Raw genomic sequence first — 26520 nt, 5'->3', positions numbered from 1 at the left:
ATATGTCGCGCCCCGATCTGACCCCACCGGTCGTCGACGTACTGACGACACCGACGGACCGGGACGGGCTCGTGTTCCTGACCCCGCGGATCCACGATCAGGGCGAGGATGGTCCGGACACCGGGCTGCTGATCGTGGATCGCGCGGGCAACCCGCTGTGGGTGATGCCTCACGAGGATCCCAGTGGCGACACGTACGTCAACGATATCGACGTGCAGACCTACCGTGGAGAGTCGGTGCTCACCTTCTGGGAGGGCACGTCGCCCGGCATCGGCTGGGGTGAAGGCACTTATTGGATCCTCGACTCGGCGTACCGGCACATCGCATCTGTCGGTGCAGGAAACGGACACGCGGCCGATTTCCACGATCTGGTGATCACACCGCGCGACACCGCGCTGCTCACCTCGTACGCCCGAGAACGCCGCGGGCGTCCGTTCCTGTCGGCGATCGTCCAGGAGATCGATATCAGCACTGGTGCAGTACTTTTCGAGTGGAACAGTCTCGACCATATCGATCCGTCCGAATCGATGGTGTCCGAGCCGGACGACCCGGAAGAGCACTATGACTACTTCCACATCAACTCCGTCGACGAGGACAGCGACGGAAACCTGCTGCTGTCCGCTCGACACACCCACGCGCTGTACAAGATCGACCGAGATTCGGGTGACGTCCTGTGGCGCCTTGGCGGCCCACACAGTGATTTCGCACTCGACGACGATGCCCGATTCGCGTGGCAGCACGATGCCCGCTGGCTCCCGGACGGGCGGATCAGTCTGCTCGACAATGTGTCGGACGACGAGAATGCCGGAAGGCCCTCCCGAGCGCTCATCCTCGAACTCGACGAACAGAACCGCTCGGCTCGGACCATCCGAGCATTCGAGAACCCCGACCCGGTCACCAGCGCCACGCAGGCGAACCACCAGGTGCTGCCCAACGGCCACAGCTTCGTGGGCTGGGGTTCGGTTCCGACAGCCACCGAATTCGGCGCGGACGGGGCGGTCCTGTGGCACGCATCCCTACCCGAAGGCATGTATTCGTACCGCGCGCACCTGTTCGATTGGACCGGAACGCCGGCCGAGCCGCCGTCGGTCGTTGCCCACCGGGACGACTCCGTGGAATCCGGACCGATCGAGGTCGCGATGAGCTGGAACGGTGCCACCGAGGTCGCCGCGTGGCGCATCAGCTCCGGACCCGAAGCGGACGGCCCTACCCGTGTCACCGACGCGGACGCAACAGGTTTCGAGACCGTTGCCACCATCTCTGATGACTCGGGCTACACCGATACCGCGTCCCCGGTATTCGTCACCGTTGAGGCGCTCGACGAAGCAGGTGTGGTCGTGGGCGTTTCCGAGACGGTCGAAGCGTCGGATTCGCGTTGACGCACGTCCGGCGATGTGTCGTCACCGTCCGGCCCGTGCGTCGACCGCGGCAGCGACGTCTTCCATGACGAGGTCTGCATTCACCGCAGCACCGGCCATCACACCTGCCCCCGATGCCACCATCACCATCGCCGACAGGTCACTCGCATTGCCTGCAGCCCAAACTCCGGGGACCTCGGTCTTGCCCATCGGATCAGAATCGATGAAGGCCCCGAGCGGGTGGTCGGTCATGGTTCCACCGAGCTGTTCGTACAGGTCTGCCCGGGCGTGGAATCGTGGGGCAACCACCACCGCGTCCAACTCGGCCTCCGGAGCGCCGTCGAGTACGACGGTGACACCGGTATCGCCCTCTTCCCGGAGTCCCGAAACGGTCGCAGCGACGACGCGGATCTGCCGTGCCGCAAGCTGTTCGGTCGCGTCGGTGTCGAGCTCCGGCATCGCGTGGGTGAACAGCGTGACGTCGGCGGTGAGCTGCCGGAACAGCAGCGCCTGGTGGACACTCATCGGGCTCGTCCCGATCACGCCGACGCGCTGATCGCGCACTTCCCATCCGTGGCAGTAGGGGCAGTGGAGCACCTTCCTCCCCCACATCTCCTGCACGCCGGGCAGGTCGGGAAGCTCGTCGACGAGCCCTGATGCCAGGATGAGGCGTCGCGCGCGAACGGGTCCACTTTCTTCGAGGTCCACCTCGAGTGCACCGCCGGTGTGCCGCGCCGATACTGCGGTGTCGACGCGTATTTCCGCCCCGTATCCGCTCGCCTCCTTACGCCCGGCCGCGAGCAGGTCGAGCGGTGGAACGCCATCCTGGCCGAGGACGTTGTGCGCACCCTCGGCCGGAGCGTTGCGCGGTTGCCCGGCATCGACGACGAGCACCGAGCGCCGTGAACGGGCAAGCGCCGTTGCGGCGCTCAATCCCGCTGCGCCACCTCCGATCACGACGACGTCGTAGTGAGCAGGAGCGGTCGGTTCCGTTTTCGAGTTCATCGGTTCACTCCCAGGTCGAGTTTTCTTGCTGCCCATGCGGTGCGGTGCCCACGGACTCTCAGGTCGTTCCTGCTGAGCACCGAGTGGGGTCCGTGGTTCGAACTCAGCTGTGCCAGAACTTCGAGATCGTCTGCGGACAAGCCGTTTTCAAGTCCGTGCCGAAGCTTACCCAACACCGTTCGGGCGTAGGTACGTGCCGTCGGTGTAGTGCCATCGAGGTCGATTTCGGTGCGACGCACGGCCTCGACGTCGAAGCCGGCACGTTCGAGGTCGCCGGTCCAATCCGGGTGGTTGTTCCATCCGCGTTCACCGGCCAGCGCGTGAGCACGTGCTTCGAGCCCCGGCGTACCGATCCCGATGTCGTCGGGAAGGAACCGCGGTTGGGATTCCATTTCGATGACCACCACAAGAGCGCCGGGATCGAGCGAATCGTGGAGCTCCCTCAGGAAGGTGTCGGGCTCCTGGACGTGATGCAATGACAACGCCGCCCACACGAGATGGGGCGAGTCGACGGCCGGCCAGCCTGCGTCGAGGTCCGCCTCGACGGTCGTCACCCGCCCGCGCACGTCGTGACGGTCGGCGGTGTCGCGGATGCGAGCCAGCATCTCCGGCGACCGATCGACGGCGATGACCTCTGCTTCCGGGAATCGTGCGGCGAGAACGCGCGTACCGGTCCCTGTTCCGGCGCCCACATCGACGATCACACGGGGATCGACTCGATCGGCGACCCAGTCGACCAGGTCCTTCAGATATTCGCTATGGACCTCCGCATCGAGATCCAGCAGATCTGCCGGGGAGTCGCTGTGCCGGTGCGGTTGATGATGACTGTGTTGATGCATGCCTTCACGCTATAGCCATAAATGCAGTTTCGGCATACCATATTGCCTATGGAGCAAGAAAATGTCGATCTGGACCAGATTGTTCGGCAACGGATCCGCAGCCTCCGCCTGGCGCGCGGATGGACACTCGATGCACTGGCCACCCGCTGCCACATCAGCCCCTCGAACCTCAGTCGCATCGAAACAGGCCGTCGCAGAATCGCATTGGACCAGCTGGTTCCTATCGCCCGCGCACTCGACACCACGATCGATCATCTCGTCGAATCCGACGACGACCAGGATGTGGTGATCAGACCGCAACCGTGCGACACCCCCGGCTTCACCACGTGGCTGCTCTCCCGCGAACGTTCCCTCAACGGGGTGACCATCGCGAAGATGCGCATCACCAACGAACACCCCCGCCCCACCGACACGTTACCGGTCCACCCCGGGCACGAATGGTTCACGGTCCTCAGCGGCACAGCTCGCCTCCAACTCGGCGAGCGCACCATCCTCATCCAGGAAGGCAATGCCGCGGAGTTCTCGACGATGACCCCGCACGCGATCAGTGCCCACGAGGGCGTCGTCGAAATCCTCACGATCCTCGATCACAACGGGGAACGCGCACACCTGCACGGCAACGAGAGGTCAGCGGGCGCCCGCTCGTAGAGCCCACTGAGCAATCGCCGCGAACCCATCGGAGAGCGCGGTAGTGAGGAGAAGCGTCCGCCCCAGTCTCGACGGTGCTCGCGACAATCCGACGCAGCATGCTGCCACCCAGCCCAGGTTGACCGCCCCGGCGATCTCGAGGTCGCGGTCTCGAACCGGACGACGAACAGCTGCGCGACCCAGGACGACGCTGGTCGCACCCAGAGCAACAGCAACAGCTACACGTCCACGGCGCGACGGATCGACCGATCCTGCCATCCGCTCGTCGACCGACACGGCCACCGCGGCGAGCGCGCACCCGACGCTGTCGAGCCCGAGCACTACCCGGGCAAGTTCGTCCCGATTCACCGTACGCCCCCATAGTCCCCGAATTGCGTTCGGTGGCAGCGTAACGCGATGAAGCCGCGAGCGACGCACGTAGTGTGATTCCCGAAGCATCGAGAGAACGGAGTCAACGGTGGCCGGAACAACGACGGAACCGCCGACAGTGGCCGAGTTGATGGCCGAACTGGCCGAACTCGAGAACCCGAAGATCCGCGAGGTGAACGTCAAGCACGGCGACGACCACGGCGTCAATCTCACCCAGCTGCGCGCGATCGCCAAGAGGCTGAAGGTCCAGCAGGAGCTCGCCGAGGAACTCTGGGAGACCGGCGACAGCGCGGCGAGACTGCTCGCAATCCTCATCGGTCGGCCGAAAGCGTTCACGCGCGACGCCCTGGACACGATGTTGCGGGAAGCACGCGTACCCAAAGTCCAGGATTGGCTGGTCAACTACATCGTGAAGAAGAGCCCGCACGCCGACGAGTTGCGCGTGCTGTGGTTCGACGATCCGGATCCGGTCGTGGCGAGTGCGGGTTGGGCCCTGACTGCCGAACGTGTGGTGAAGAAACCCGAGAGTGTCGATCTCGCCGGCCTGCTGGACACCATCGAAGGGCAGATGAAGGATGCCCCGGAACGCTTGCAGTGGGCCATGAACACCTGCCTGGCCCAGATCGGGATCGAGCACGCCGAGTATCGCGTGCGGGCCCTCGATATCGGCAACCGCTTGAAAGTCCTCGAGGACTATCCGGCTTCCCCGGGTTGTACGTCGCCGTTCGCACCCATCTGGATCACCGAAATGGTGAACCGGAAAACCGACAAGTGAGGTCGTATATGCGCCCGATGCGCGCCGCCGGAGTCTTCGCCACCACTATCGCCGCATCTGCACTGTTCACGGCAGGGGTGGCTTCGGCCTCCGCGACCATTCCGTTCCAGATCGATCCGGCGCCCTACGGGAATCCGAACGGAAGTTTCGACGCTCCGTCGGTCCGCTGCGTCGCGGTAGTCGGCGACGAGCCGGGCGTCGTGACGATCACCGGTGGGAAGGAAGACGGCTGGGGCTGTCTCCTCTCCGCGGATGTGCAATGGGTGAACCTGTCGACCGGGGAATCCGGCTCTGCCCGTCTGTCGGACGGTCTGAACGGTATTCCGGCATTCGCCGCCATCGACACCGGCGCGGGCCAGGTCGCCGTCCTCTTGACCTCGACGGCAGCCGGACCGATCACCCCCGGCATCGCCACATTCCAGGTGCCGTAGTCGGCGTCCCGTCGAGAATCGCCACGTCGGAATGAATCCCCTGCATATACTCCGGCAATGCTGATCATCGGGATCATCCTGTTCGGAATTCTCGTCGGCGCAGGTGCACAACTCATTCTGGGCAGGTCCGCGTCCGGAATCGATTGGACACTGGCGTTTGCTGCGGGAGTCGGCGGTTCGTTCGTCGGCGGCCTGCTCATCAGTCTGCTCGCAAGGGACGGCCTCCATTTCCGTCCCAGCGGCATCATCGGCTCCATCGCCGGCGCGGTCATCGTCACTGCGGCGTGGTTCTGGTGGAAGGGGCGCTCGGGTTCGTCTGTGAGCTGACGGCACCGGGCCTGCCACACCGCTGACGGTGCGGCAGGCCCTTCGGGTCCGCGTCAGATCCGGGTGATGTCCAGCCCGCCGTCGTGGAACTGCGACCGCAAGCGCTTCTTGTCGAACTTGCCGACGCTGGTCTTGGGAACCTCACTCACGACGGTCCAATTCTCCGGAAGCTGCCACTTGGCGACCTTGTCCGACAGGAACTCGCGCAGCGTCTCGACGGTCGCGGTGGACCCGGCGCGAAGGACGACGGCAACCAGCGGACGTTCGTCCCACTTGTCGTCGGGCACACCGATCACCGCTGCTTCGAGAACATCCGGGTGCCCCATGACAGCATTCTCCAGGTCGACCGAGGAAATCCATTCGCCGCCGGACTTGATGATGTCCTTCGTGCGATCCGTCAACGTGAGGTAGCCGTCCGGGGTGATCGTTCCGACATCGCCCGTACGCAGCCATCCGTCGTGGAACTTCTCGGGTGCCTCGACACCGTAGTACGAGGCTGCGATCCACGGACCTCGAACCTCGAGTTCACCGATGCTGACGCCGTCGTTGGGAACCACCTCGTCGTCGTCACCGACCAGCCGGGCCTGTACCGACGCCGGGAAACGTCCCTGCGTGTACCGGTAGCGCCACCGCTCCTCGCCCTCGACGCCTACTGGTGGTCGCGCTACCGACCCCAGCGGCGACGTCTCCGTCATCCCCCATGCATGCAGGACCTGCACATCGTGGTCGGTCTCGAACGCGTGCATCAGCGATGGCGGCACTGCCGACCCGCCGATGAGCACCTCCTTCATGCAGGAGATGTCCTGCGGGTGCTCCTCGAGGTACTGGTGCAGTCCGAGCCAGATCGTCGGGACAGCGGCGGCGAAGGTCGGGCGTTCGGCGGCAATGAGCGCGGCGAGAGGTTCGGGCTGCAGGAAGCGGTCGGGCATGATCAGCGACGCCCCGATCATGAAGGCCGCATACGGCAGACCCCAGGACATGGCGTGGAATTGCGGAACGACGGCCAGCGCACGGTCGCCCTGACGAAGCGAAGGCCCGTCGGTCATGCACACCTGCATCGAATGCAAGTAGATCGAACGGTGCGAGTATGCGACGCCCTTCGGGTCGCCGGTGGTTCCGGAGGTGTAGCACATCGCGGCTGCAGAACGCTCGTCCACTTCGGGCCAATCGAAGACTGTCGGCTGGTCGGCGATGAGCCCTTCGTAGGTGTGCAGCTGCACACCGTCGGGGACCTCGAGACCGGCGGTCGAGTCTCCGGTGACGACCACATGCTTGACGGTCGTCAACTGCGGCAGCTGAGGCGCGAGCAAAGGCACGAGAGTCGGATCGACGATGATCACGTGGTCCTCGGCGTGGTTGGCCACGTGAATCAGCTGTTCCGGGAACAGGCGGATGTTGAGGGTGTGCAGGACCGCGCCCATCGCCGGTATCGCGAGGTAGGCCTCGAGGTGCTCGGCGTTGTTCCACATGAACGTCGCGACACGCTCGTCACCATCGACGCCGAGCCCGCGCAGAGCATGCGCGAGTTGCGCGCAGCGTTCGCCGACCTCGGCGTAGCTACGCCGACGCGCGCCGGAATCGGTCCAGGTCACCACCTCCGCCCCACTGTGAACGGAGCTGCCGTGACGCAGAATCTGCGCAATGGACAAGGGTGCGTCTTGCATGGTGCTCAACATGAATCGCTCCTCTTCGATCGGTTCGCGACCATTGTGTCGTACACCACCCGATTCCGGACCATCGAGGTGGAGCTTTCCTACTTGGCAGTATGAATCCCATGACCGCACTTGCCGCCGGCAGACGCCATTCGGTGGGCCTCCGCACCGACGGAACCGTCGTCGTGGCAGGAAACGACTCCGCCGGTGAGTGCGACGTCCTCGGATGGCGCAACATCGTCGCAGTGGCCGCCGGAAATGTGCACACCGCCCGGAACACCGGAAGGTCTCACACCGTCGGCCTGCGATCCGACGGGACGGTCGTGGCCACGGGGTGGAACGGCGACGGTCAGTGCGACGTGGGTACGTGGCACGACGTCGTGGCGATCGCTGCGGGTTGGCGCCTCACCCTCGGCGTGCAGTCGGACGGCACTGTCGTCGCCGCCGGCCGCAACACCGACCAGCAGTGCGACGTCGACTCCTGGAACGAGATCGTGGGCGTCGCGGTGGGTGACTGGCATTCCGTCGGTGTCCGGGAAGACGGTACAGCCGTCGCCACAGGCAACAATCGATTCGGGCAGTGCCGGGTCGACGACTGGCGGAATCTCACGGCGATCACCGCGGGATACCTCCATACCGTCGGCCTGAGACGCGAGGGAACCGTTCTCGCTGTCGGGCAACGTAAGTCGGGCGCGTGCGACACCGACGAGTGGACCGACGTGACGTCGGTGGCCGCGGGCAGTCATCACACCGTCGGGGTGCTCGCGAGCGGCAGGGTTAGCGCGGCCGGAGACAACAGTCACGGGCAGTGCGACGTCCACGAATGGCACGGCATCGTGGCGGTCGCGGCAGGCTCGAACCACACGCTCGGTCTCTGCGCCGACGGCACAGTCGTTGCGGCGGGAGATCCGAGAGATGGTCGGTGCGATGTCGATGAATGGCACGGCATCCGGCTACCCAGGTGTCGACCTCATCCGCAATCGCCCTACCGATCATGACGAGCGACGTATTCACGAACCCGATCGATGACCGCCTGCGGCTCATCCACCAGCACCGCGTGGCCTGCATCAGGGAGTATGTTCAGCTCGGTCTGGGGGTGAGACGCCGCGAACCATCTTCGACGCACGTATCGGCGGTGACGACACCGTGACCGAGTCGACGCTATGCGTGACCCCGCGATGACACACGTCGTAGGCGATCGTCAGTAGTGGTAGCGGGCCTGTTGGATGATGACGGTGTCGGCGTCGACGACATACACCAGACGGTGTTCGTGGGTGATCCGGCGGGACCAGACGTTGCCTTCCATGTGACGGAGACGTTCCGGCTTCCCGATGCCCTCATAGGGGTGTCGCTTGATGTCCTTTATCAGGTCGTTGACCTTGGTCAGGACTTTTCGGTCGGCGGTCAGCCAGTGGGTGTAGTCGTCCCAAGCATCGTCGGTAAAGGCGACCTTCACTCGATCAGTTCCCTCTCGGTGTATTCACCGCGCTTGGTCGCCTCCAAGCTCCGGAGTAACCGGCGCGCGTTTGCCGGTGACGAGAGAAGGTAAGCGGTCTCCATTATCGAGTCGTAGTCGTCCTTGGACAGCAACACAGCGTTGCCGTTCTTCGAAACGATTTCGATGCTTGTGTGATCCTCGTTGACCTGGGCTACCAGGCCGAACAGGTTCTTCCTGGCTTCGGTAGCAGTAATTGCGGACATGGCTTCGGAGCCTCCCAATGACGAGGTGTCCACGGTTGACAACTCAACACCCAAGAAGATACCACAAACGTACTGCATAACGTACATAGCCAGGACGCGAGGTGAGCCGTAGAGCCCACGGATGTGTCGCCGCTCCATACGCCTACGGATCCTGCCGCGATCGAAGTCGCGCGACTCACGCAGGAGAACGCGGCGCCCCGATGCCCGGATCGATCCGTACCGGCCCGTCCACTGTGGGCGACAGCGGGAAGTCGAAGATCGCGGTCGGAAGATAGACGGTGGCACAGGAATTGGGGATGTCCACGACTCCGGACAGCCGCCCCTCGATCGGTGCGGCACCGAGGAGAAGGTACGCCTGCTCCGGGCTGTACCCGAACTTCGTCAAGTACTCGATAGCGTGCAGACACGCCCGTTGGTACGCCAATTGCGAATCGAGATAGCGCTGTTCACCGTCGAGCGTCACCGAGGTGCCCGAGAAAGCGAGCCATTCGGAGAACTGGGGGTCGGTGTTCCCCGGCATGAAGATCGCGTTCTCACTCACCCCGTAGGTATCCATTCCACCCGGGATGAGATCGACACGCAGATCGATGAAACCACCCATCTCGATGGCACCGCAGAAGGTGATCTCGCCGTCGCCCTGCGAGAAGTGCAGATCGCCGACCGACAGATTCGCGCCATCGACGAATACCGGATAGAAGATCCGGCTGCCTTTGGTCAGATTCTTGATGTCCTGGTTGCCGCCGTTTTCGCGGGGAGGGGCCGTGCGCGCGCCTTCCCCCGCGACACGGTCGAAGTCTGCCCCCGTGAGGCTGCCCAGGATCGCACCGTTCGGTTCCGGTGGTAGCGCGAGAGGGGGCACCCGTTCGGGGTCGGTCGCGATCAGCGCGGCTTCACGAGTGTTCCACGTGGACAACAGATCATGCGACGGCGCCGTTCCCATCAGTCCTGGGTGAACGATACCGGTGAACGAGACGTGAGGAATGTGGCGGCTCGTTGTCCTCTGACCCGAGAAATCCCAGACCGCCTTGTAGGCGTCGGGGAACTGCTCGGTGAGGAAGCCGCCCCCGTTGGGTTTGGCGAAAATCCCTGTGTAACCCCAGCCCTGTCCCGCGAGCGGACCGGAATCCTCCTGTGGGATCGGGCCGAGATCGAGAATGTCGACGACCAGGAGATCACCCGGCTTGGCACCCTCGATCGCGAAGGGCCCGGACAGCGCGTGGACCGTGTGCAGCGGCGCATTGCGGATGTCGTCGGCGGAGTCGTCGTTGTGGATTTCCCCGTCGAACCACTCCCGGCAGTGCACCCGGAACGACTCCCCCGGTTTCACCGTAGCCACCGATGGGATGTCGGGATGCCAGCGGTTGTGACCGATCTTGTCCTGGTCGGTGAAGCGGCGTGTCGAATCGAGCGGAAAGACGACGTCGGGCACTGGTCCTCCTGGGTCGGACGAACTCGTTCAAGGGCGAGGGAGTAGCCGGTGTCTCGGGTCGGTCGAGACGGGACGGGATTGCCGCGCGCCACCTGGGAGCGCACCCGACACGACGTGCGGATCGGATGCCGTGCGCGCTGTCGCGTCGTGCAGGCGCATCGCGGCAGATGCGCCCCGACCGAGACGCGGGGCCGTGATCGCGCGCGATGCCTGCTTTCCACACGAAGGGCACGCAGTGGACGGGCCGACGTCCCCCATCGGTATCGATGCATCGAACAGACCGCACTCGACGCACCGGAAGTCGTACAGCGGCATGGGTATCGACCTTTCGAATCGATCTGCTGCCGAAACCGTAACCGACCGGCCTGTTCCGCGCGCCACGTCGACAGAATTCGTCACGGCCATTCCGCCGCGATCGCTCCCGTCGGTCATCCACGCGACCAGCAGTGAGAGAATCGACGCCGTGCCGATGCCCTCACCACTACCCGTCAAGAACGGAATCGGACCGACCCGGCTGAGTGTTCCGACGACCGGTCCGTGGTCGACGATCGCCGAGTACGTGGTTGCGAGATTCGATCACATGGACGCGGGCACCCTGTATCGGCGGTTCGACGACGGCGAGATCGTGGGTGCCGACGGCACTCCGATCGATCGCGGCGCCGCATTGGGCACACACAGATTCATCTGGTACTACCGCGAACTGCCCTTGGAAGATCCGGTGCCGTTCCGCGAAGAGATTCTTCATATCGACGACGACCTCGTCGTCATCGACAAACCGCACTTCCTCCCGACCACTCCGGGTGGGCGCTACCTACGCGAGTCGGCACTCGTCCGCCTGCGGATCCGCCTGGACAACCCCGACCTGACGCCGATTCATCGACTGGACCGCGCGACGGCCGGTCTGGTGATGTTCTCGACCCGCCCTGCCACACGCGGCGCCTACCAATCACTGTTCGAGAAGCGGCAGGTCACGAAAGTCTACGAGGCGGTCTCGGTACTACCGCCAGGCTGGGCCCCCGGCTCGCCGACGCTCGCAGGGCACGTGTTTCCCGTCACCTACCGGAACCACATCGAGGCTCGTAAGGGCGAGCTGCGGGTGGTCGTCGACGACAGCCGGGAACCCAACTCCGAGACCGTGGTCGGGGTGCTCGGTTCCGGTGTGAGTGCATCCGGACGCGCTGTACTCCACACGATCCTGCGTCCGCACACTGGCCGGATGCACCAGTTGCGGGTGCATCTGGCCGCGCTCGGTATCGGAATCCTGGGCGACAGTTGGTATCCCGATCTCCTTCCCGAGTCTCCGGACGACCATTCCCTTCCGCTCCAATTACTCGCGCGGGAACTGGAATTCACCGATCCGCTGTCAGGAGAGCTCCGACGATTCGTCACCGGACTGACGCTGAGCGAGATCCCGCTTCCGGAGCATCGAGACGCTGCCGCACCGTCGTAGCTATTCTCCGGTGACGCCGTAGGCAGCGAGGAACATGTCGATGAGTCCGTCGATGACCTGTTCGTCGACCGGTCGCGGCGTCAGGAGCAACCGGTAGTAGAGCGCGCCGGCGAGCACCTCGGCGGGGATCGTCAGGTCTACGCCGGACTCGAGCTCTCCATGTTGCTGTGCGAGCCTGATGCGATCGAACGTCCTCTGCTCGACTGTCGCAAGGAACCGCTCGTGCAACGTCTTCCGCAGTTCCGGATCGGCCTGGGCCTCGGCGATGACCGCTCGGTAAACGGGGCCGATCGGAGGTGTGGAGAGGGCGCGAACGGACCGTCGGAACTGTTCGCGTAGATCCGCGCGGATGCCTCGCGTCGTGTGGTAGTCGAGCTCGGTGATCCACACGTGGTTCAGTGCGTCCAGCAGCAACTCGGGCATCGACGACCAGCGGCGGTAGATGGTGTGCTTCCCTACTCCTGCGCGCTGCGCGACCGCTTCGATTGTCAGGCCACGGTAGCCCGCCTCCGTCGCAAGCTCGAGCGTGACATCCAACAACTGACGGGTCAGCGCCTCCCCGCGTCGCCGCGGTGCCCGAGATTCCGTTGACGAGTGCTCTCGCTCATCCATTCCCCCATTATATCGGCACGCATCGTGCCGTTGACAGCACCCGATCCCCGAGTGCACACTGACCCATAACGGCACTAGCCGTGCCGTTATGAGCCGGAAGCGGAACAACACGGGAGGAACGACGATGAGCACCGACACAAGACACACGACTACCGACGAACAGCAGACATTCACCGCCGAAGAGCGAGCGGCCATGAAAGAGCGTGCGCGCGAGGCACGCGCGTCGACAAAACGCGTGTCCGCCGACCGGAAGGCCGCCGAGGACGAACAGGCCGTGCTCGCCAAGATCGACGAGATGCAGGGTCGCGATCGTGAGATCGCCGAGAAGATCCACTCACTCGTCACGAGGAGCGCACCGCAGCTCGCACCGAGAACCTGGTACGGCATGCCTGCCTACGCGCTCGACGGGAAGATCGTCTGCTTCTTCCAGAACGCCGCGAAATTCAAGGCTCGCTACGCAACTCTCGGATTCAGCGACGAAGCGCAACTCGACAACGGCGCCATGTGGCCTACGAACTACGCCATCACCGAGGTGACCGACGACGTCGAGATGCAGATCATCGCACTCGTGCAACGCGCCGTCAGCTGAACTTCACCCACACCCCACCTCATTCGAAGGAGATCCGATGAAATCCATGACCTGTCGAGAGCTCGGAGGGCCCTGCGACGCAGACCTCCGCGGAGAAACAGCCGACGAGATCATCAAGGCGCAGGACCGACACCTACGGGAGTCCGTGGACAGCGGTGACACCGATCATGTTCCGGCACTCGAGGAGATGAGGAAGCGGTGGAAGCACCCGATCAAGGCGATGGGCTGGTACAAGGACACCAAGAAGGCATTCGCGGCGCTCCCCTGACCTCGTGAGCGTTCCGGAACTCCCTCAGTTCAGGCGCATTCGACTGGCAGCCCCGGCTCACAGGTAACGGTGCACCGAAATCCGCTGCACATTCGAGAGCGGCGACGATCGACGGGTCCGGCGCAACCACCACGGTCGGACGGAACCACTCCGTCGCCGTCGCCGCCCACGCCGGCCGAGGCATGCGACCACAGCCTTTACTTTGCCTACAAAGTAATATCGTCCCTTATGCCTGACATCCCTCGCTCTCCTGGACAGGAGAGTGCCGTCGACTATTCGGCGCTTCCCGGGCCGGGCGGAAGCAGATCCAAGATGCCCGCTCTCGATGCGCGGGCGTGGACGCTGAAGGTGGCGCTCTCCCAGCGCCCGTGGAGCTTCGTGGCGTCGGCAGGCATGGCAGCCTCGTTCGTCTGCAACGGTCTGACGCCGGTCGTGGTGGGCAAGGCCGTGGACGAAGCCATCGCCACCTCGTCACTCCACCGGCTGGGTTTCTGGATCCTGATGCTGGGCTGCCTCTTCGTGGTCGCCATCGGCGTGAACTGGGTTGCGCGTTTCATGCTGATCCGAAGTCAGCAACTGGTCAGTCATGACCTGCGCACCATGGTCACCGACCGCATCCAGGATCCGCGTGGGTTCGCCGGTCGCGAGCGCACCGCCGGCGGCTTGCTGTCGATCGCATCGTCCGACACCAACCGGGTCGGTGACATCGTCATGATGACGGTCATGCCGGTGGCCGAGGCTGCAGCCATCACCTACGGCGCCATCATGATGTTCACCATCAATCCCTGGCTGAGCCTGGCAACCCTCATCGGCGGGCCCCTCCTCGTGGTCGTTGCGCTCGCAGTGGCCCGGCCGTTGCAGAGCCGTTCGGTGGCACGTCAACACGCAATCGCGCAGGCCGCGGCAACCGCCACAGATGTGGTCCAAGGGCTGCGCATCCTCAAGGGGCTGGGCGCGATCGTCACTGTCCGGAATCGCTATGACGAGGTCTCGGACATCGCCTATCGCAAGACCGTTCGCGCCAACGGGGCCGAGGCGAGCCTCAATGGTGCCACCGAGGCAGCGGGGGCGATCTTCGTCTCCGCCCTCGGCATCGCCACCGGTGCGCTCGCGCTCAACGGGCATGTGACCGTCGGTGAACTCATCACGGTCGTCGGCCTGACCCAATTCCTCATCACTCCGATGACGATGTTCGGAAGAAACCTCGCCTCGCGTTGGGCGTCGGCCGAGGCATCCGGACGGCGGATCCGAGAGGTTCTCGGGGCGGATTTCGAACGCACCACCGAGGTCGACGCCGCCAGGGCCACCCGATTCATCGAGTCCCTGCCTATCGGTCTCACCTCGGTACGCGGCACCGATCACGATGTGATCGCCCAACTCGAGTCGATGCCCCGCAGCAGAGTGATCGTCGTCCCGCATGCGGCCGACCTGTTCGACGGCAGCGTCGCCGACAACGTCTACTCCGACCGAGCCATCGCGGAAGAAGCACTCCGCGCCGCCTGTTGCGACGACATCCCGGAGGGCCCCGACAAACGCGTCGGAGAGAACGGACGCATGCTCTCCGGCGGTCAGCGCCAGCGCGTGGCTCTGGCGCGCGCCCTCGCCTTCGATCCCGAGGTCCTCGTATTGCAGGATCCGACCACCGCCGTCGACTCGGTGACGGAGCAGAACATTGCCGAGCGAGCGTCCCGTCACCGGGCGGGCAAGATCACCCTTGTCTTCAGCGAGGCACCTGCATGGAACGCTGTCGCCGCCAACCACCTGAGTGCGGAGGATCTGAAGGCCACAACCGAGGAACTACTGGCAGGGGCCACCGCATGAGGTCGCCGACAAGCCCGACCCCACCCGTCAAGGCCGACACCACCCTTCGATTCCCCCTGGCCACCCTGAGTCAGGTACGGCGCGAGGTAGCGCATCAGTTGGGGCGGGTCCGCCACGCGAAGCCGTTGTTCCTGCTCGCACTCGTGCTGCTCGGCCTCGGCGCCTACGCCGGAGTGCTGGTGCCGCAGCTGATGGGCCGGATCGTGGACGTTGTGATGGGCGATATCCAGCAATCGCTGTGGCCGATCGGCGCAGGCCTGATGTCGGCGGCGATCGCCGGCGCGGTCATGAGCGCCTGCGGTTTCTATCTGGTGGCCCGGCTGTCGGAGCGCGTGATCGCGAACCTCCGCCAGGACATGGTCGGCACCGCCCTCGGGCTGCCCACTCACCGAGTCGAGGATGCAGGCACAGGTGACCTCGTCAGTCGTTCCACCGATGACGTCGCCGAATTGTCGGCTGCCGTCACCGAGACCGTACCGACGCTCTCCACCTCGTTGTTCACGGTCATTGCCACCGTCATCGCCCTGTTCACGCTGGACTGGCAGTTCCTGATCATCCCGGTCATCGTCGCGCCGGTGTACTACATTGCCGCGCGCCTCTACCTCAGCAAGGCTCCCGCACGCTACGCCGACGAACGCGCGGCAATGGCCGAGCGCGCCCGCCGCGTTCTGGAGGCCATCCGGGGCCGAGCGACAGTGCGTGCGTTCTCGATGGAAGACCGCATGCACACCGAGATCGGGAACGCCTCGTGGAGCGTGGTCCGCAAAGGGATCAGGGCACGCACCACCATGCTCGGCCTCAACGCCTGGATGCTCGGTGCCGAGTTCCTCATGTTGACGATCGCGCTGTCGATGGGATATCACCTGGTGTCCACGGGCGTCCTCACCGTAGGTGCCGTGACCGGTGCGGTCCTCATGATCATCCGGCTGCGCGGTCCCTTGAACACGTTCATGCGTGTGCTCGACGTCGTACAGTCCGGGTATGCCTCACTGGCGCGTGTCGTGGGAGTGGTGACGGACCCACCGGTGCCGGTACCCGACAGCGGTGTCGATGCTCCGCAGGGTCGCGTCGAGCTGCGCGACGTCAGCTTCGGCTACGGCGATTCCTGGGCGGTACGCAATATCGACGTCACCATCGGCCCGGGCGAGACGGTCGCCGTTGTCGGCGCATCCGGAGCCGGAAAGACCACGGTGGCAGCGCTTGTGGCGGGACTGCGAGTACCCGATGCCGGTGTGGTGCTCGTCGACGACCGCCCCGTGTCGTCGCTGTCCGACCGTGAGCGCATCGCCCGTCTCGCCATGGTCAGCCAGGAAGTGCACGTCTTCTCCGGAACCCTGCGCCAGGACATGACTCTCGCCAAGCCCGATGCCACCGACGCAGAGCTCCTTGCGGCACTCGATCTGGTTCATGCGCGCCCGTGGTTCGACCGGCTCCCCGAAGGTCTCGACACGGTGGTCGGTGCACGGGGCATCCAGCTCGATCCGGTGGCCGCGCAACAGCTCGCACTGGCTCGCGTCCTGCTTCTCGACCCGGCCGTCGTCATCATGGACGAGGCAACCGCCGAGGCCGGCTCTGCCGGGGCGGGGGCGTTGGAAGATGCCGCCGACGAAGTGACCCGTGGTCGTTCCGCCCTGGTGGTGGCGCACCGCTTGGACCAGGCCTCACGTGCCGACAACATCCTCGTCATGGACTCGGGTCAGGTTGTGGAGCAGGGCACCCATGGCCAGTTGCTCGCTCGTGGCGGGATCTATCACGGATTGTGGTCCGCGTGGACTGCCGGTCGGCAGGAGACCGACGACGTGCGCGCGGAGAAAGTGCACGCGTACCGCGACTAGTTCGCACGAGGGGGTGGTTGTGTGCGTGTTTGCCATCGGACTCGCACATGACCTCCCCCTCGTCGCAACGGGTGCGGTACGTCAATGACGCTAGACGTTGAACCGGAACTCCACCACGTCGCCGTCGGCCATCACGTAGTCCTTGCCCTCCATGCGGACCTTGCCCTTGGCCTTCGCCTCGGCCATCGATCCGGCCGCGTCGAGATCCGCAAACGATACGATCTCGGCCTTGATGAAGCCCCGCTCGAAGTCGGAGTGGATGACACCCGCCGCCTGCGGCGCGGTCGCGCCCTGCGGGATGGTCCAGGCGCGCGCTTCCTTGGGTCCCGCAGTGAGGTAGGTCTGCAGACCGAGGGTGTGGAAGCCGACGCGCGCGAGCGAATCGAGTCCGGCTTCGTCCTGGCCGATCGAGTCGAGCAGTTCCTGCGCTTCGTCGGGTTCGAGTTCGATGAGCTCCGACTCGACCTTCGCGTCGAGGAACACGCAGTCGGCGGGCGCCACGGCCGCGCGCAGTTCCTGCTTCTTCGCGTCATCGGTGAGTACCGACTCGTCGGCGTTGAACACGTAGAGGAACGGCTTGGTCGTCATGAGGTTGAGCTCACGCAGCAAGCCGAAATCGAGGGTGTCCTTCTTCGAGAACAGAGTGGCACCCTCGTCGAGCACGGCCTGCGCTTTGAGCGCTTCCTCATGCTGCGGCTTGAGTTCCTTGTTCTTCTTCGCTTCCTTCTCGAGGCGTGGCACAGCCTTCTCGAGGGTCTGAATATCGGCGAGGATGAGTTCGGTCTCGATGATCTCGATATCGCCGAGCGGGTCGACGCGACCGTCGACGTGGACGACGTCGTCGTCGGCGAACACGCGCACGACCTGGCAGATTGCGTCGGCTTCGCGAATGTTGGCGAGGAACTTGTTGCCGAGCCCCGCGCCTTCGGACGCGCCCTTGACGATGCCCGCGATATCTACGAACGACACGGTGGCGGGAAGGATTCGCTGCGAACTGAAGATCTCGGCGAGCCGATTGAGCCGCGGATCAGGCAGTTCGACGACACCGACGTTCGGCTCGATCGTCGCGAACGGGTAGTTCGCGGCGAGCACATCGTTCTTGGTCAGCGCGTTGAAGAGCGTCGACTTGCCGACGTTGGGAAGTCCGACGATTCCGAGGGTAAGGCTCACAGGATCAAGAGTCTACGTGGTCGTCGCGGTGACCATTCATCCGCACGCCACACGCACCAGTTGCGCGATGCGGGCCGCCTGATCTTCGGTGGGGACCGCCGAGCCGTTGGTCGCGAGTTCTCCAACTTTCGCGTTCACCTCGGCATCGTCGGCGCCGTCTTCGATCAGCGGGCAGGTTTCGGTGACGATCGTTTCGATCGACTGGGTCTCGCGGTCGGCCGACAGGTTCGGATATGCGGCACGGAATGCAGTGACGAATGCACCGAGTTTGGCGTCGTCGAACCAGCCTCCGGCACGCTCTGCCGCGCTGGACGCGGCGCTCTGCACGGACGAGGCCGCCCCCTCCACACGCTCCTGAGCGGATGTGACAGCGACGTCCACCGAGGAGCGCACACCCTCGGAAGTGGCCGAGTCGTCCTCGCCACAAGCGCTGAGGGCTGCGGCACATGAGAGGGCCATGACCACATACATCACTCTGCGGGGACGGGATGTGTCGATGCGCAAGGACATATGTCGAGAATGCCACGCGTTCGTGCTGGACACGGGCGTATCCGACAAACCTGCATCCACGGCAGATCCGGCACGGTGGCCGTAGATTGGCGAATATCGATCGAGGCGATCAACACATGCGCGCGGAAGGACCACCGTTGAGCGAGGCGAAGAACACCTCCGACCACAAGGCAGGCGACAAAGCTGCGAAGCCGGATCGCGGGACCCTACTGGGCGTCGGTGGAATCTGGTTGGCGAAGTGGTCGGGCTGCCTCGTTCTCATCGCCGCCGCGGCTGTAGTGCTCGGCTGGGTCATCGAGAAGATGTGGGTGATCATCCTGCCGGTGGCCCTGGCAATCGTCGTCTCGACGATCCTGTGGCCGCCGACCCGCGGGATGACCAGACGTGGGGTTCCGCCCGCCGCAGCAGCCGGGCTGACTCTCGTGCTGTTCTTCGCGATCGTCGCCGGGATCATCGCCGGCATCGTCCCCTCCGTGGTGGCACAGGTTCCCGACCTTGCGAACAAGGCCACCGAGGGCATCAACACCGTGCAGGACTGGGTACAGGGCCCGCCGATCAACCTGCAGGACGAACAGCTCGACAACGCAGTGCACGTCGTCGTCGAACGTCTACAGGGCAGTGCCGCCTCGATTGCCGGCGGCGTGTTCTCCGGGGTGAGCACGGCAGGATCACTGCTGGTGACTCTGGCTCTGGTACTTGTGCTGACGTTCTTCTTCATCAAGGACGGGCCGCGGTTCTTGCCGTGGCTGCACTCGGTCAGTGGTCGCAGGGCAGGCCGTCACCTCGAAGAAGTACTCGAGCGGATGTGGGCCACCCTCGGCGGATTCATCCGCACCCAGGCGTTGGTGAGCTTCATCGATGCATTGTTCATCGGCATCGGCCTCGTCATCCTGGGGGTCCCGCTCGCCCCGGTACTCGCGATCCTGACGTTCATCGGTGGGTTCATTCCGATCGTCGGTGCGTTCGTCGCGGGCGCACTCGCGGTATTGGTCGCCCTGGTCGCAAACGGGTTCACCACAGCAGTGATCGTGTTGATCCTGATCATCGCGGTGCAGCAGATCGAGGGCAACGTACTGCAACCGGTGCTGCAGTCCAAGAGCATGAAATTGCACGCCGTCGTTGTGCTGCTCGCCGTGACGGCCGGCTCGTCATTGTTCGGGATCATCGGTGCCTTCCTGGCCGTCCCGGTCGCGGCAGTCGGCGCGGTGGTCATCCGCTACATCGGCGAACAGATCGACGCACGATCGGTGGAGCACGAAGACAGCGAGAGCGAGGACGAGGACGAGGAGGACAGGAAGGCCTTGCCTGCGCCGGGAGACACTTCCGCGCCCGACCCGAACTCGTCGTCCCCCAACCCGTAAGTACCGCTCAACCCGCCACCTGCACGGTGGAGCCGGTGCGACCACGCAACACGTGCAGGCGGCTCGGAATTCGTTGCCGCAGTTCGTCGACGTGGCTGACCACACCCACTACCCGCCCACCGGCACGCAGCTCGTCGAGGACCCCCATCACCGCATCGAGTGCGTCGGCGTCGAGAGTGCCGAAACCCTCGTCGATGAACATGGTGTCGATCACCACTCCGCCGGCCTCGGCTGCGACGACATCCGCGAGCCCCAGTGCCAGCGCCAGGGATGCCTGGAACGATTCGCCACCCGACAGCGTCTTGGTGGACCGCACCGAACCCGTGTATTCGTCGTGGATGTCGAGGCCGAGCCCGCCTCGCTTGCCGTGGCTACCTGCAGCGTCACTGTGCACGAATTCGTAGCGGCCACCGGACATCCTGCGCAGCCGCTCGGACGCCGCCTCCGCCACCTCTTCGAGGCGTGCAGCGAGCACATAGGAACGCAACGACATTCTGCGGGTGTTCGCCCCTCCACCGGCGACGACGTCGGCAAGTGCCGTGAGTTCGGCCTGCTCGTCGCGCAGCGGCACCAGCGCCTCGTAGGCCCGCTCTAGACGGCTCGCGTAGGACGCGATGTCGGCGTGACGACGGTGCGCCTCGGTCGCGGCAGCGAGCGCGGATTCGAGTGCCGCAGCACCGGAGTCGACCACCCCGCGCGCTGCCTCGACATCGGCGACCTCGTTGCCGGTGAGAGCATCGATCTCCGGTTCGGCGAGCACGGCGGCGACGATCGCCTTGCGGTTCTCGGCATCGCGGATCTCGTAATCGATCTCCGCGATTCTCGACGCGGGACGCAGCGCGGCACGCGCGTGCGCCAGGTCGGCGAATCCGCCGTCGGTTGCGGCGGCCTCCGCTTCACGAGCGCGTTGCTGCGCAACCGAACGCACCTGAACCACCCTGAGCCTGGCATCGAGCCACGCGGTGGCAGCGCGCACCAGAGCGGCGAGGTGCTCCCGCTTGACCGACAACGATTCACTGCCGTCGACTGCCGCAGCGATACGACAGCCGATCTCCTCGGCCTCCGATGCGAGTACCGCATCGTCGCGGGCGATGGTTGCCAGTACGGTCTCCGCCTCCCGCTCTCGGGCCTGCAGAGCAAGGTCGCGTTCGTGAAGATCGGCCACCGCGCGGCGACGACCCTCCAGCTGCGTTGCCGCAGACTCAGCCGTGTCGTGCGCCCGTACGGCGTCGGCGTGCGCCGCGGCCGACTCGTCTTCACAAGAGTCGCCGCTGCGTTGCCGCAGGATCGCCACCGCGCTGGCGGCATCTCCGACCGCCGCACGCACCTCGGTGAGCGCCTTCGCTGCTCGCCGCTCTGCGGCATGGGCGTTCTCTTCGTCGTCCTCGGTCGCGGCGTCGGGTTCGGGCCGTGCCGGCGACGGATGTGCGACCGCTCCGCACACCTCGCAGGGATCGCCGTCGACCAGCCTGGCAGCCAGTTCCGCCGCCATACCGGCGATTCGGCGAGCGCGAACATCGAGCAGGGCCTCGTGCGCCAGATTGTGATCCGTATGGCGCTGCGCAGCCGTCTTCTCGAGTTGGTGAAGTTCTGCGCTGCGCGAGCGCAATTCACGAGCAGCAGCAAGCGCGTCGGCGGCGCGGTCGCGGGCATCGCGCAACCCCGGGAGCGACGCTGCAGCCTTCTCCGATTCGGCGACCGCGGCCGCTGCCTCCGTCACCATAATGGGCAGCGCAGCACGTTCCGCAACAACCCCTTCGAGTTCTGCAGCGGCGGTCTGCCGTCTTCCCTCCAAAGTCTCACGGCGCGAGACGATCTCGGAAAGACGCCGCTGCTGATCGATCAGGGCGTCGAGTCCGGTCACCTCACTCGACCACTGCTCGCAGCGGGGACGGATCAGCGCGCGGTCTGATTCGTCGGGCGGCCCGGGCACCTCGCCGAGTAGGCCGCGTCCCTCGACCGACCTTGCGAGAACCGATGCAGTGGAGTCGAGTTCGGCCTGGGCAGCTGCCGATTCAGCGGCAGCGCCCGCGGCTTCACGATCGAGGACCGCCACCAGTTGCGCACGACGCGCTGCGTCACGTTCGGCGAGAATCGCGGTGCGCTCCGGCTCGGTGACGTCGAGCCGGGCTCGGTCCGCGAGTGCTTCGCCGCGTCGCCGGATTCGGTCTGCCAGCGCGACCGCGTGGTCGAGTGCGGCGCGGTTGACACGATCGGTGTCGCGGGCATCGGCGTGCACCACCTCGGCCGAATCCCGGACGTCGGCTGCATCGGCGAGCAACCTGCGGGCCCATTCAACCGGTTCGGCGTCGGCTCCGGCCTCGATCCCGGCGGCTGCGGCCACCTTCGCTGCGAGTACGTCGACGGCCTTCTGCTGTTCGGCGAGCGCTTTCGCGCCGGACCCGCGGCGCTCGCGGAACCATTGCTCGACGTCACCGAATCTGGTGGTGTCGAACAGTCGCTCGAGAAGTTTGCCGCGCTCATCGCTGGGCGCCCGCAGAAATTTCGCGAATTCACCCTGCGGCAGCAACACGACCTGGAAGAACTGTTCGGCGCTCATCCCGAGCAGCCCCTTGACCACGTCGCCGATCTCGGGGATGCGCGACAGGTTCTCCCCAGTGCCGTCGAGCCACAACAGGGTGGCTTTCGCCTGCTGCTTGACGGTGCCGACCCCGCGCTTCTTCGGGCGCTCGAATTCGGGACTGCGCTCGATGCGTAGTCGCCGACCGCCGATCGTCGCCTCGAGGCAGACTTTCGGTGCGGCACCCGCGGGCGCGTGGTCGGACAGCAACCTACGCCCGTCGGCGCGGGCGCCGGGCACCGTGCCGTAGAGCGCGAACGCGACGGCATCGAGGATCGACGTCTTCCCCGCACCGGTCTGTCCGTGCAGGAGGAACAAGCCGTCGGCGCCGAGATCGTCGAAGTCGACGGCGACGGTGTCGGCGAACGGCCCGAAGGCGGTGATCTCGATCGAGTGCAATCTCATGCCGGTACGTCCACCCGCTGGTCGCGACCGGAGTCGTCGCCCCGCGACTCGTTGCCGATGCCGCGGCGGCGATCATCGTCGCGGAGGGCCTGTTCGAACCATTCCGTTTCGCGGGGGGACGGCTCGGAGCGGACGTCGGTGAGGAACGACGAGGCGATCTCGAGGTCGGTGCGGCCTCGGACCTTCTCCCGGTAGCTGCCGTCGGATCCCGACGCGGGGCGTTCCCACTGAACGTGCACAGCATGCGGGAATCGCTCCTGCAGCCGTCGCATCGCGTCGACGGGACGGGCCCGGTCGGTCAGGACAGCAGCGACATAGTGGTCCTCCGCGGCCTCGTGAGCCGAATCCGCGAGCAGATCGTCGAGATCGCCGGTGAGCTGGGTCAGCTCGCGCACCACGGGCAGGTCGACGCGGTCGGCGGAGATGAGGCCGTTCTCGTCGAGGTCGACGAGCCACACCGCCTTGCGATGAGAGCGCTCACCGAACGAATAGGGCAGCAGCGACCCCGAATACCGGACGTGTTCGGACACCGTCTGCGGCGAATGCAGGTGCCCGAGCGCAACATAGTCGGCGCCGTCGAAAGTGACCGCGGACACGGTCTCGACACCACCGACCGAAATCGACCGCTCCGACTCCGTCGGCTCCCCGCCCACGACGAATGCGTGCGCCAGCACCACGGTGCGGACGCCGCGCTCGGCGGCGTCGGTCTGTACCCGGGCCATGGCGGCGTCGAGGATCTCCTGATGCGACCGCGCACCGGGGACGCCGAGCTCGGCACGGGTGATCTCCGGCTCCAGATACGGGATGCCGTAGAACGCCACCGGCCCGTGCTCGTCGTTCAGCACCAAGGGCCGGTCGACCTGCGAGACCCGCGTGATCAGGTGCAGTCCTCCGTGCGCAGCAAACGCGGCACCCGCGCCGAGACGCACGGGCGAGTCGTGGTTGCCGGAGGTAGCGACGATCACTGCACCGGCGGCACGAATGGCCTCGAGCCCGGCATTGCACACTGCGACGGCGTCGGCACTGGGGATGGAGCGGTCGTAGATGTCGCCCGGCACCACCACCACGTCCACCCCACGCTCCGCGACGAGTTCTGCGACGGCGGTGAGCGCGGCGGCCTGGTCGGCGAGCAGGTCGACACCGTGGAAGGTGCGACCGAGGTGCCAGTCGGAGGTGTGCAGGATCCGCATGTCGTCAGACGGTAGAGGAAGACACCGACACGCTCGGGTTCCGGGTAACTGTCACGGCGGTGCGGCATCATGCGGCTCATGTCAGCTCTCACAGCTCTGGGTCTCGTCGTCGCACTCGCCCTCGGGGTGGTGCTCGGCTGGCTGCTGCACGCATCGCGCAGCGGCGACCGCGCAGCGCGTGCCGAGGCGAAACTCGCTGCCCTCGAGGCCAACGAATCACAGTTGCGGCAATCGTTGAGCGCGGTGAACGAGGATGCCGCGCGGCGGCATTCCGGGGCCGTCGGTGAACAGGTATCGCGGCTGGTCGGGCCCCTGCACGAGGCAGTCGGGGCGCTGTCCAAACAGGTCGAGAACGTCGAGCGGAGCCGGATCCACGCGTATGCGGGCCTGACCGAGCAAGTGGAAGGGATGCACCGTGCCTCCCAGTCGCTGTCGACGCAGACCCAGCAACTCGTCACTGCACTGCGAGCGCCGCAGGTACGCGGCAGGTGGGGCGAGATCCAGCTGGAGCGGGTCGTCGAGCTGGCCGGGATGGTGCGGCACTGCGACTTCGACACGCAGGTATCGAAGGAGGGCGTACGCCCCGACCTGTTGGTCTACCTCGCAGGCGGCAAACAGATCGTGGTGGACGCCAAGGTACCGTTCGCTGCCTATCTCGACGCGGCGCAGGAGGAGGACCCGGCACAGCGCGAACGACATCTGACCCGGCACGCACGCCAGTTACGCACCCACATCGACCAGCTTTCCGCGAAGTCGTACTGGGAGTCGTTCGATCCGACGCCGGAGTTCGTGGTGCTGTTCGTACCGGGCGACCCGTTCCTCGATGCAGCCCTCGGCGCCGACTCGGATCTGCTCGAGTACGCGTTCGCGCGAAACGTGATCCTCGCCACCCCGACCACGCTCGTCGCTCTGCTGCGCACGATCGCCTTCACATGGCGACAAGAGGCCCTGTCGCGGGACGCCGCGACCATCCACAGGCTGGGTAGAGAGCTGTATCAGCGCCTCGGCACGGTGGGCGATCACCTCGATCGGCTCGGCGGGCAATTGGGCAAAGCAGTCGATTCGTTCAACCTCACGGTGTCGTCGATGGAGGCACGGGTGGGAGTCACCGCCCGAAAGCTCAATGAGCTGGAACTTTTCGATGGCGACGTTCCCGAGATCCGGCGCGTCGACTCGTGGCCGCGACGCAGCACACTCACAGAAACTGCGGAATCCGACGGTCCTGTCGACGAAGCAAGCTGATTCTGTCGGGTTACTGTTTACCTTGTGTCTGCATCCCAACGCGCTCGCTCGGCAGTGCCGCTCGATATGCGGTCGTTGGTCCCGTCGCTTCCCGGTGTCCCCTGGTGGGGTGCACCACTCATCGCTGTCGGTGTCACCCTTGTCGGGCTGCTGATCGATGCGACCGGCGGCGACCAGCTGACGTCCACATTCACTGTCTTCTATGTCCTCGGATGCATCGCGGCCGTTGCCGCGGTCCGCTATCGCGGATTGTTCACCGCGATGGCCCAGCCGCCGTTGTTGCTGCTGCTGGCTGTGCCGATCGGTCAGGAAATCCTGGCTTCGGGCAGCACGAGCGGACTCAAGGAATTGGCCTTGAATGTCGCATATCCACTGGTCAATCGGTTCCCGGCTATGTTGCTGGCGACCGTGGCGGTGTTGGTGATCGGTGCTGCACGGATCTTCCTCGCCAAGCAGAACGTCGGTGTTCGCGCGCGCGCCCCGCGGTCCCGTCGAGCGGCGCCTGCGCGCAGTGCCGCAACCGCACGCCGACGCAGTACCGCGAAGCGTCCCGTACCGGAGGAACCGAATCCGGCCGAGGCTCCTCGCAAGGCTTCCTCGCCGCGCACCTCCGCAGTGCGCGGCCCCTCGGCACGCGCGGAGCAGGCAGAACCGCCGAGGGCGAAGGCCTCGGTCCGCGACGTCGCCGATTCACGCAGCCGTGCGGCAGCACCGCGACGGCGAAGCACCCCGCCCCCGGCCAGCGACCCGGTGGCGCGCGCAACACCTGCGCCGCGCCGTGGCGATATCGATCCGAGGCGCGACGCCCCTCAACGGCGACGACCCCGACCTGAGGAAGCCTCCCTCCGCACACCACAGCCCACACCCATGGCCGGTGCTCCGAGGCAGGTCCCCGGGTACCGGCCACCGGTGGTGCGCTACCGGGATCGCGTCGACGACTGAGTTGCGCGAT

The 26520-nt window shown here is 65.5% G+C and carries 27 protein-coding genes; 14 read left to right on the top strand and 13 right to left on the bottom strand.

Annotated features, from left to right (window positions below; genetic code table 11):
- The first annotated feature begins 2 nt into the window (after positions 1 to 2).
- Complete coding sequence (locus ACSYG9_RS17240; protein WP_454839295.1) at positions 3 to 1379, top strand: arylsulfotransferase family protein; 1377 nt, start codon at positions 3 to 5, stop codon at positions 1377 to 1379.
- A 21-nt stretch (positions 1380 to 1400) separates the two neighbouring features.
- On the opposite strand, the gene ACSYG9_RS17235 is transcribed toward ACSYG9_RS17240, so the two are convergent.
- Together ACSYG9_RS17235 and ACSYG9_RS17230 are read right to left on the bottom strand one after the other, a co-directional pair.
- Complete coding sequence (locus ACSYG9_RS17235; RefSeq protein WP_454839293.1) at positions 1401 to 2363, bottom strand: NAD(P)/FAD-dependent oxidoreductase; 963 nt, start codon at positions 2361 to 2363, stop codon at positions 1401 to 1403.
- Complete coding sequence (locus tag ACSYG9_RS17230) at positions 2360 to 3202, bottom strand: methyltransferase domain-containing protein (RefSeq protein WP_440123690.1); 843 nt, start codon at positions 3200 to 3202, stop codon at positions 2360 to 2362. The genes ACSYG9_RS17235 and ACSYG9_RS17230 overlap by 4 nt, the downstream gene beginning before the upstream one ends.
- Positions 3203 to 3250: 48 nt before the next feature.
- Here ACSYG9_RS17230 and ACSYG9_RS17225 point away from each other — a divergent pair, with 48 nt between their 5' ends.
- Positions 3251 to 3850 (top strand): helix-turn-helix domain-containing protein, encoded by a 600-nt coding sequence (locus tag ACSYG9_RS17225; RefSeq protein WP_440123689.1) that lies wholly within the window; start codon positions 3251 to 3253, stop codon positions 3848 to 3850.
- On the opposite strand, the gene ACSYG9_RS17220 is transcribed toward ACSYG9_RS17225, so the two are convergent.
- Positions 3830 to 4198 (bottom strand): hypothetical protein, encoded by a 369-nt coding sequence (locus tag ACSYG9_RS17220; protein WP_440123688.1) that lies wholly within the window; start codon positions 4196 to 4198, stop codon positions 3830 to 3832. The genes ACSYG9_RS17225 and ACSYG9_RS17220 overlap by 21 nt on opposite strands.
- A 151-nt stretch (positions 4199 to 4349) precedes the next feature.
- Here ACSYG9_RS17220 and ACSYG9_RS17215 point away from each other — a divergent pair, with 151 nt between their 5' ends.
- Genes ACSYG9_RS17215 through ACSYG9_RS17205 form a run of 3 tightly spaced genes read left to right on the top strand, consistent with a single transcriptional unit; the run spans position 4350 to position 5752 of the window.
- Positions 4350 to 4994, top strand: coding sequence for a DNA alkylation repair protein (locus ACSYG9_RS17215; protein WP_454842982.1), 645 nt, complete (start codon positions 4350 to 4352; stop codon positions 4992 to 4994).
- A gap of 17 nt (positions 4995 to 5011) precedes the next feature.
- Positions 5012 to 5425: a hypothetical protein gene (locus tag ACSYG9_RS17210; protein ID WP_454842981.1), complete on the top strand. Its 414-nt coding sequence runs from the start codon at positions 5012 to 5014 to the stop codon at positions 5423 to 5425.
- A gap of 57 nt (positions 5426 to 5482) precedes the next feature.
- Positions 5483 to 5752, top strand: coding sequence for a GlsB/YeaQ/YmgE family stress response membrane protein (locus tag ACSYG9_RS17205; RefSeq protein WP_454839291.1), 270 nt, complete (start codon positions 5483 to 5485; stop codon positions 5750 to 5752).
- Between the two features lie 53 nt (positions 5753 to 5805).
- Here the strand turns inward: ACSYG9_RS17205 and ACSYG9_RS17200 are convergent, their stop codons facing one another.
- A complete protein-coding gene (locus ACSYG9_RS17200) occupies positions 5806 to 7428 on the bottom strand; it encodes a long-chain fatty acid--CoA ligase (protein WP_454839290.1) in 1623 nt (540 codons plus the stop codon).
- Positions 7429 to 7526: 98 nt separating this feature from the next.
- Here ACSYG9_RS17200 and ACSYG9_RS17195 point away from each other — a divergent pair, with 98 nt between their 5' ends.
- The gene (locus ACSYG9_RS17195) at positions 7527 to 8402 is read left to right on the top strand and encodes an RCC1 domain-containing protein (RefSeq protein ID WP_454839289.1); all 876 of its coding nucleotides are present in this window, start codon (positions 7527 to 7529) and stop codon (positions 8400 to 8402) included.
- Positions 8403 to 8605: 203 nt separating this feature from the next.
- Here the strand turns inward: ACSYG9_RS17195 and ACSYG9_RS17190 are convergent, their stop codons facing one another.
- The 4 genes from ACSYG9_RS17190 to ACSYG9_RS17175 all read right to left on the bottom strand — a co-directional run bounded on the left by ACSYG9_RS17190 (position 8606) and on the right by ACSYG9_RS17175 (position 10849).
- Positions 8606 to 8860 carry a Txe/YoeB family addiction module toxin gene (locus ACSYG9_RS17190; RefSeq protein WP_440123684.1) on the bottom strand — a complete coding sequence of 85 codons (255 nt, stop codon included), beginning with the start codon at positions 8858 to 8860 and terminating at the stop codon, positions 8606 to 8608.
- Entirely contained in the window at positions 8857 to 9138 is a 282-nt protein-coding gene (locus ACSYG9_RS17185; protein ID WP_440123683.1) for a type II toxin-antitoxin system prevent-host-death family antitoxin, read from the bottom strand. Before ACSYG9_RS17185 ends, ACSYG9_RS17190 begins: the two co-directional genes overlap by 4 nt.
- A 142-nt stretch (positions 9139 to 9280) precedes the next feature.
- A complete protein-coding gene (gene fmdA, locus ACSYG9_RS17180; protein ID WP_454839287.1) occupies positions 9281 to 10534 on the bottom strand; it encodes a formamidase in 1254 nt (417 codons plus the stop codon).
- 27 nt (positions 10535 to 10561) lie between these two features.
- On the bottom strand, positions 10562 to 10849 hold the full coding sequence (locus tag ACSYG9_RS17175) for an FmdB family zinc ribbon protein (RefSeq protein WP_440123681.1): 288 nt from the start codon (positions 10847 to 10849) through the stop codon (positions 10562 to 10564).
- Between the two features lie 154 nt (positions 10850 to 11003).
- On the opposite strand from ACSYG9_RS17175, the gene ACSYG9_RS17170 reads away from it, so the two are divergent.
- Positions 11004 to 11984: a pseudouridine synthase gene (locus ACSYG9_RS17170; RefSeq protein ID WP_454842980.1), complete on the top strand. Its 981-nt coding sequence runs from the start codon at positions 11004 to 11006 to the stop codon at positions 11982 to 11984.
- Here ACSYG9_RS17170 and ACSYG9_RS17165 read toward each other — a convergent pair whose 3' ends face one another.
- Entirely contained in the window at positions 11985 to 12596 is a 612-nt protein-coding gene (locus tag ACSYG9_RS17165; protein WP_440123680.1) for a TetR/AcrR family transcriptional regulator C-terminal ligand-binding domain-containing protein, read from the bottom strand.
- Between the two features lie 124 nt (positions 12597 to 12720).
- Here ACSYG9_RS17165 and ACSYG9_RS17160 point away from each other — a divergent pair, with 124 nt between their 5' ends.
- From ACSYG9_RS17160 to ACSYG9_RS17145, 4 genes are all read left to right on the top strand, one after another.
- Positions 12721 to 13185: an iron chaperone gene (locus tag ACSYG9_RS17160; protein WP_440123679.1), complete on the top strand. Its 465-nt coding sequence runs from the start codon at positions 12721 to 12723 to the stop codon at positions 13183 to 13185.
- A 37-nt stretch (positions 13186 to 13222) separates the two neighbouring features.
- Positions 13223 to 13453, top strand: a complete 231-nt coding sequence (locus tag ACSYG9_RS17155) for a DUF1059 domain-containing protein (RefSeq protein WP_440123678.1) — start codon at positions 13223 to 13225, stop codon at positions 13451 to 13453.
- A 228-nt stretch (positions 13454 to 13681) separates the two neighbouring features.
- The gene (locus ACSYG9_RS17150; RefSeq protein WP_454839285.1) at positions 13682 to 15274 is read left to right on the top strand and encodes an ABC transporter transmembrane domain-containing protein; all 1593 of its coding nucleotides are present in this window, start codon (positions 13682 to 13684) and stop codon (positions 15272 to 15274) included.
- A complete protein-coding gene (locus ACSYG9_RS17145) occupies positions 15271 to 17109 on the top strand; it encodes an ABC transporter ATP-binding protein (protein ID WP_454839284.1) in 1839 nt (612 codons plus the stop codon). Before ACSYG9_RS17150 ends, ACSYG9_RS17145 begins: the two co-directional genes overlap by 4 nt.
- Before the next feature lie 90 nt (positions 17110 to 17199).
- On the opposite strand, the gene ychF is transcribed toward ACSYG9_RS17145, so the two are convergent.
- Positions 17200 to 18279, bottom strand: coding sequence for a redox-regulated ATPase YchF (ychF, locus tag ACSYG9_RS17140; RefSeq protein WP_440123675.1), 1080 nt, complete (start codon positions 18277 to 18279; stop codon positions 17200 to 17202).
- 36 nt (positions 18280 to 18315) lie between these two features.
- Positions 18316 to 18738: a hypothetical protein gene (locus ACSYG9_RS17135; protein ID WP_454842979.1), complete on the bottom strand. Its 423-nt coding sequence runs from the start codon at positions 18736 to 18738 to the stop codon at positions 18316 to 18318.
- 167 nt (positions 18739 to 18905) lie between these two features.
- Here ACSYG9_RS17135 and ACSYG9_RS17130 point away from each other — a divergent pair, with 167 nt between their 5' ends.
- The gene (locus ACSYG9_RS17130) at positions 18906 to 20150 is read left to right on the top strand and encodes an AI-2E family transporter (RefSeq protein WP_454839282.1); all 1245 of its coding nucleotides are present in this window, start codon (positions 18906 to 18908) and stop codon (positions 20148 to 20150) included.
- 7 nt (positions 20151 to 20157) lie between these two features.
- Here ACSYG9_RS17130 and ACSYG9_RS17125 read toward each other — a convergent pair whose 3' ends face one another.
- Positions 20158 to 23136, bottom strand: a complete 2979-nt coding sequence (locus ACSYG9_RS17125; RefSeq protein WP_454839280.1) for an AAA family ATPase — start codon at positions 23134 to 23136, stop codon at positions 20158 to 20160.
- Entirely contained in the window at positions 23133 to 24326 is a 1194-nt protein-coding gene (locus ACSYG9_RS17120; protein ID WP_454839278.1) for an exonuclease SbcCD subunit D, read from the bottom strand. Before ACSYG9_RS17120 ends, ACSYG9_RS17125 begins: the two co-directional genes overlap by 4 nt.
- A 78-nt stretch (positions 24327 to 24404) precedes the next feature.
- On the opposite strand from ACSYG9_RS17120, the gene ACSYG9_RS17115 reads away from it, so the two are divergent.
- Together ACSYG9_RS17115 and ACSYG9_RS17110 are read left to right on the top strand one after the other, a co-directional pair.
- The gene (locus ACSYG9_RS17115) at positions 24405 to 25568 is read left to right on the top strand and encodes a DNA recombination protein RmuC (RefSeq protein WP_440123670.1); all 1164 of its coding nucleotides are present in this window, start codon (positions 24405 to 24407) and stop codon (positions 25566 to 25568) included.
- A 24-nt stretch (positions 25569 to 25592) separates the two neighbouring features.
- Positions 25593 to 26510: a DUF6542 domain-containing protein gene (locus tag ACSYG9_RS17110; RefSeq protein ID WP_454839276.1), complete on the top strand. Its 918-nt coding sequence runs from the start codon at positions 25593 to 25595 to the stop codon at positions 26508 to 26510.
- The last annotated feature ends 10 nt before the right edge of the window (positions 26511 to 26520 follow it).

The organism is Rhodococcus sp. SJ-2 (genome assembly GCF_053750035.1).
This window is presented reverse-complemented; position numbering and strand designations above follow the sequence as displayed.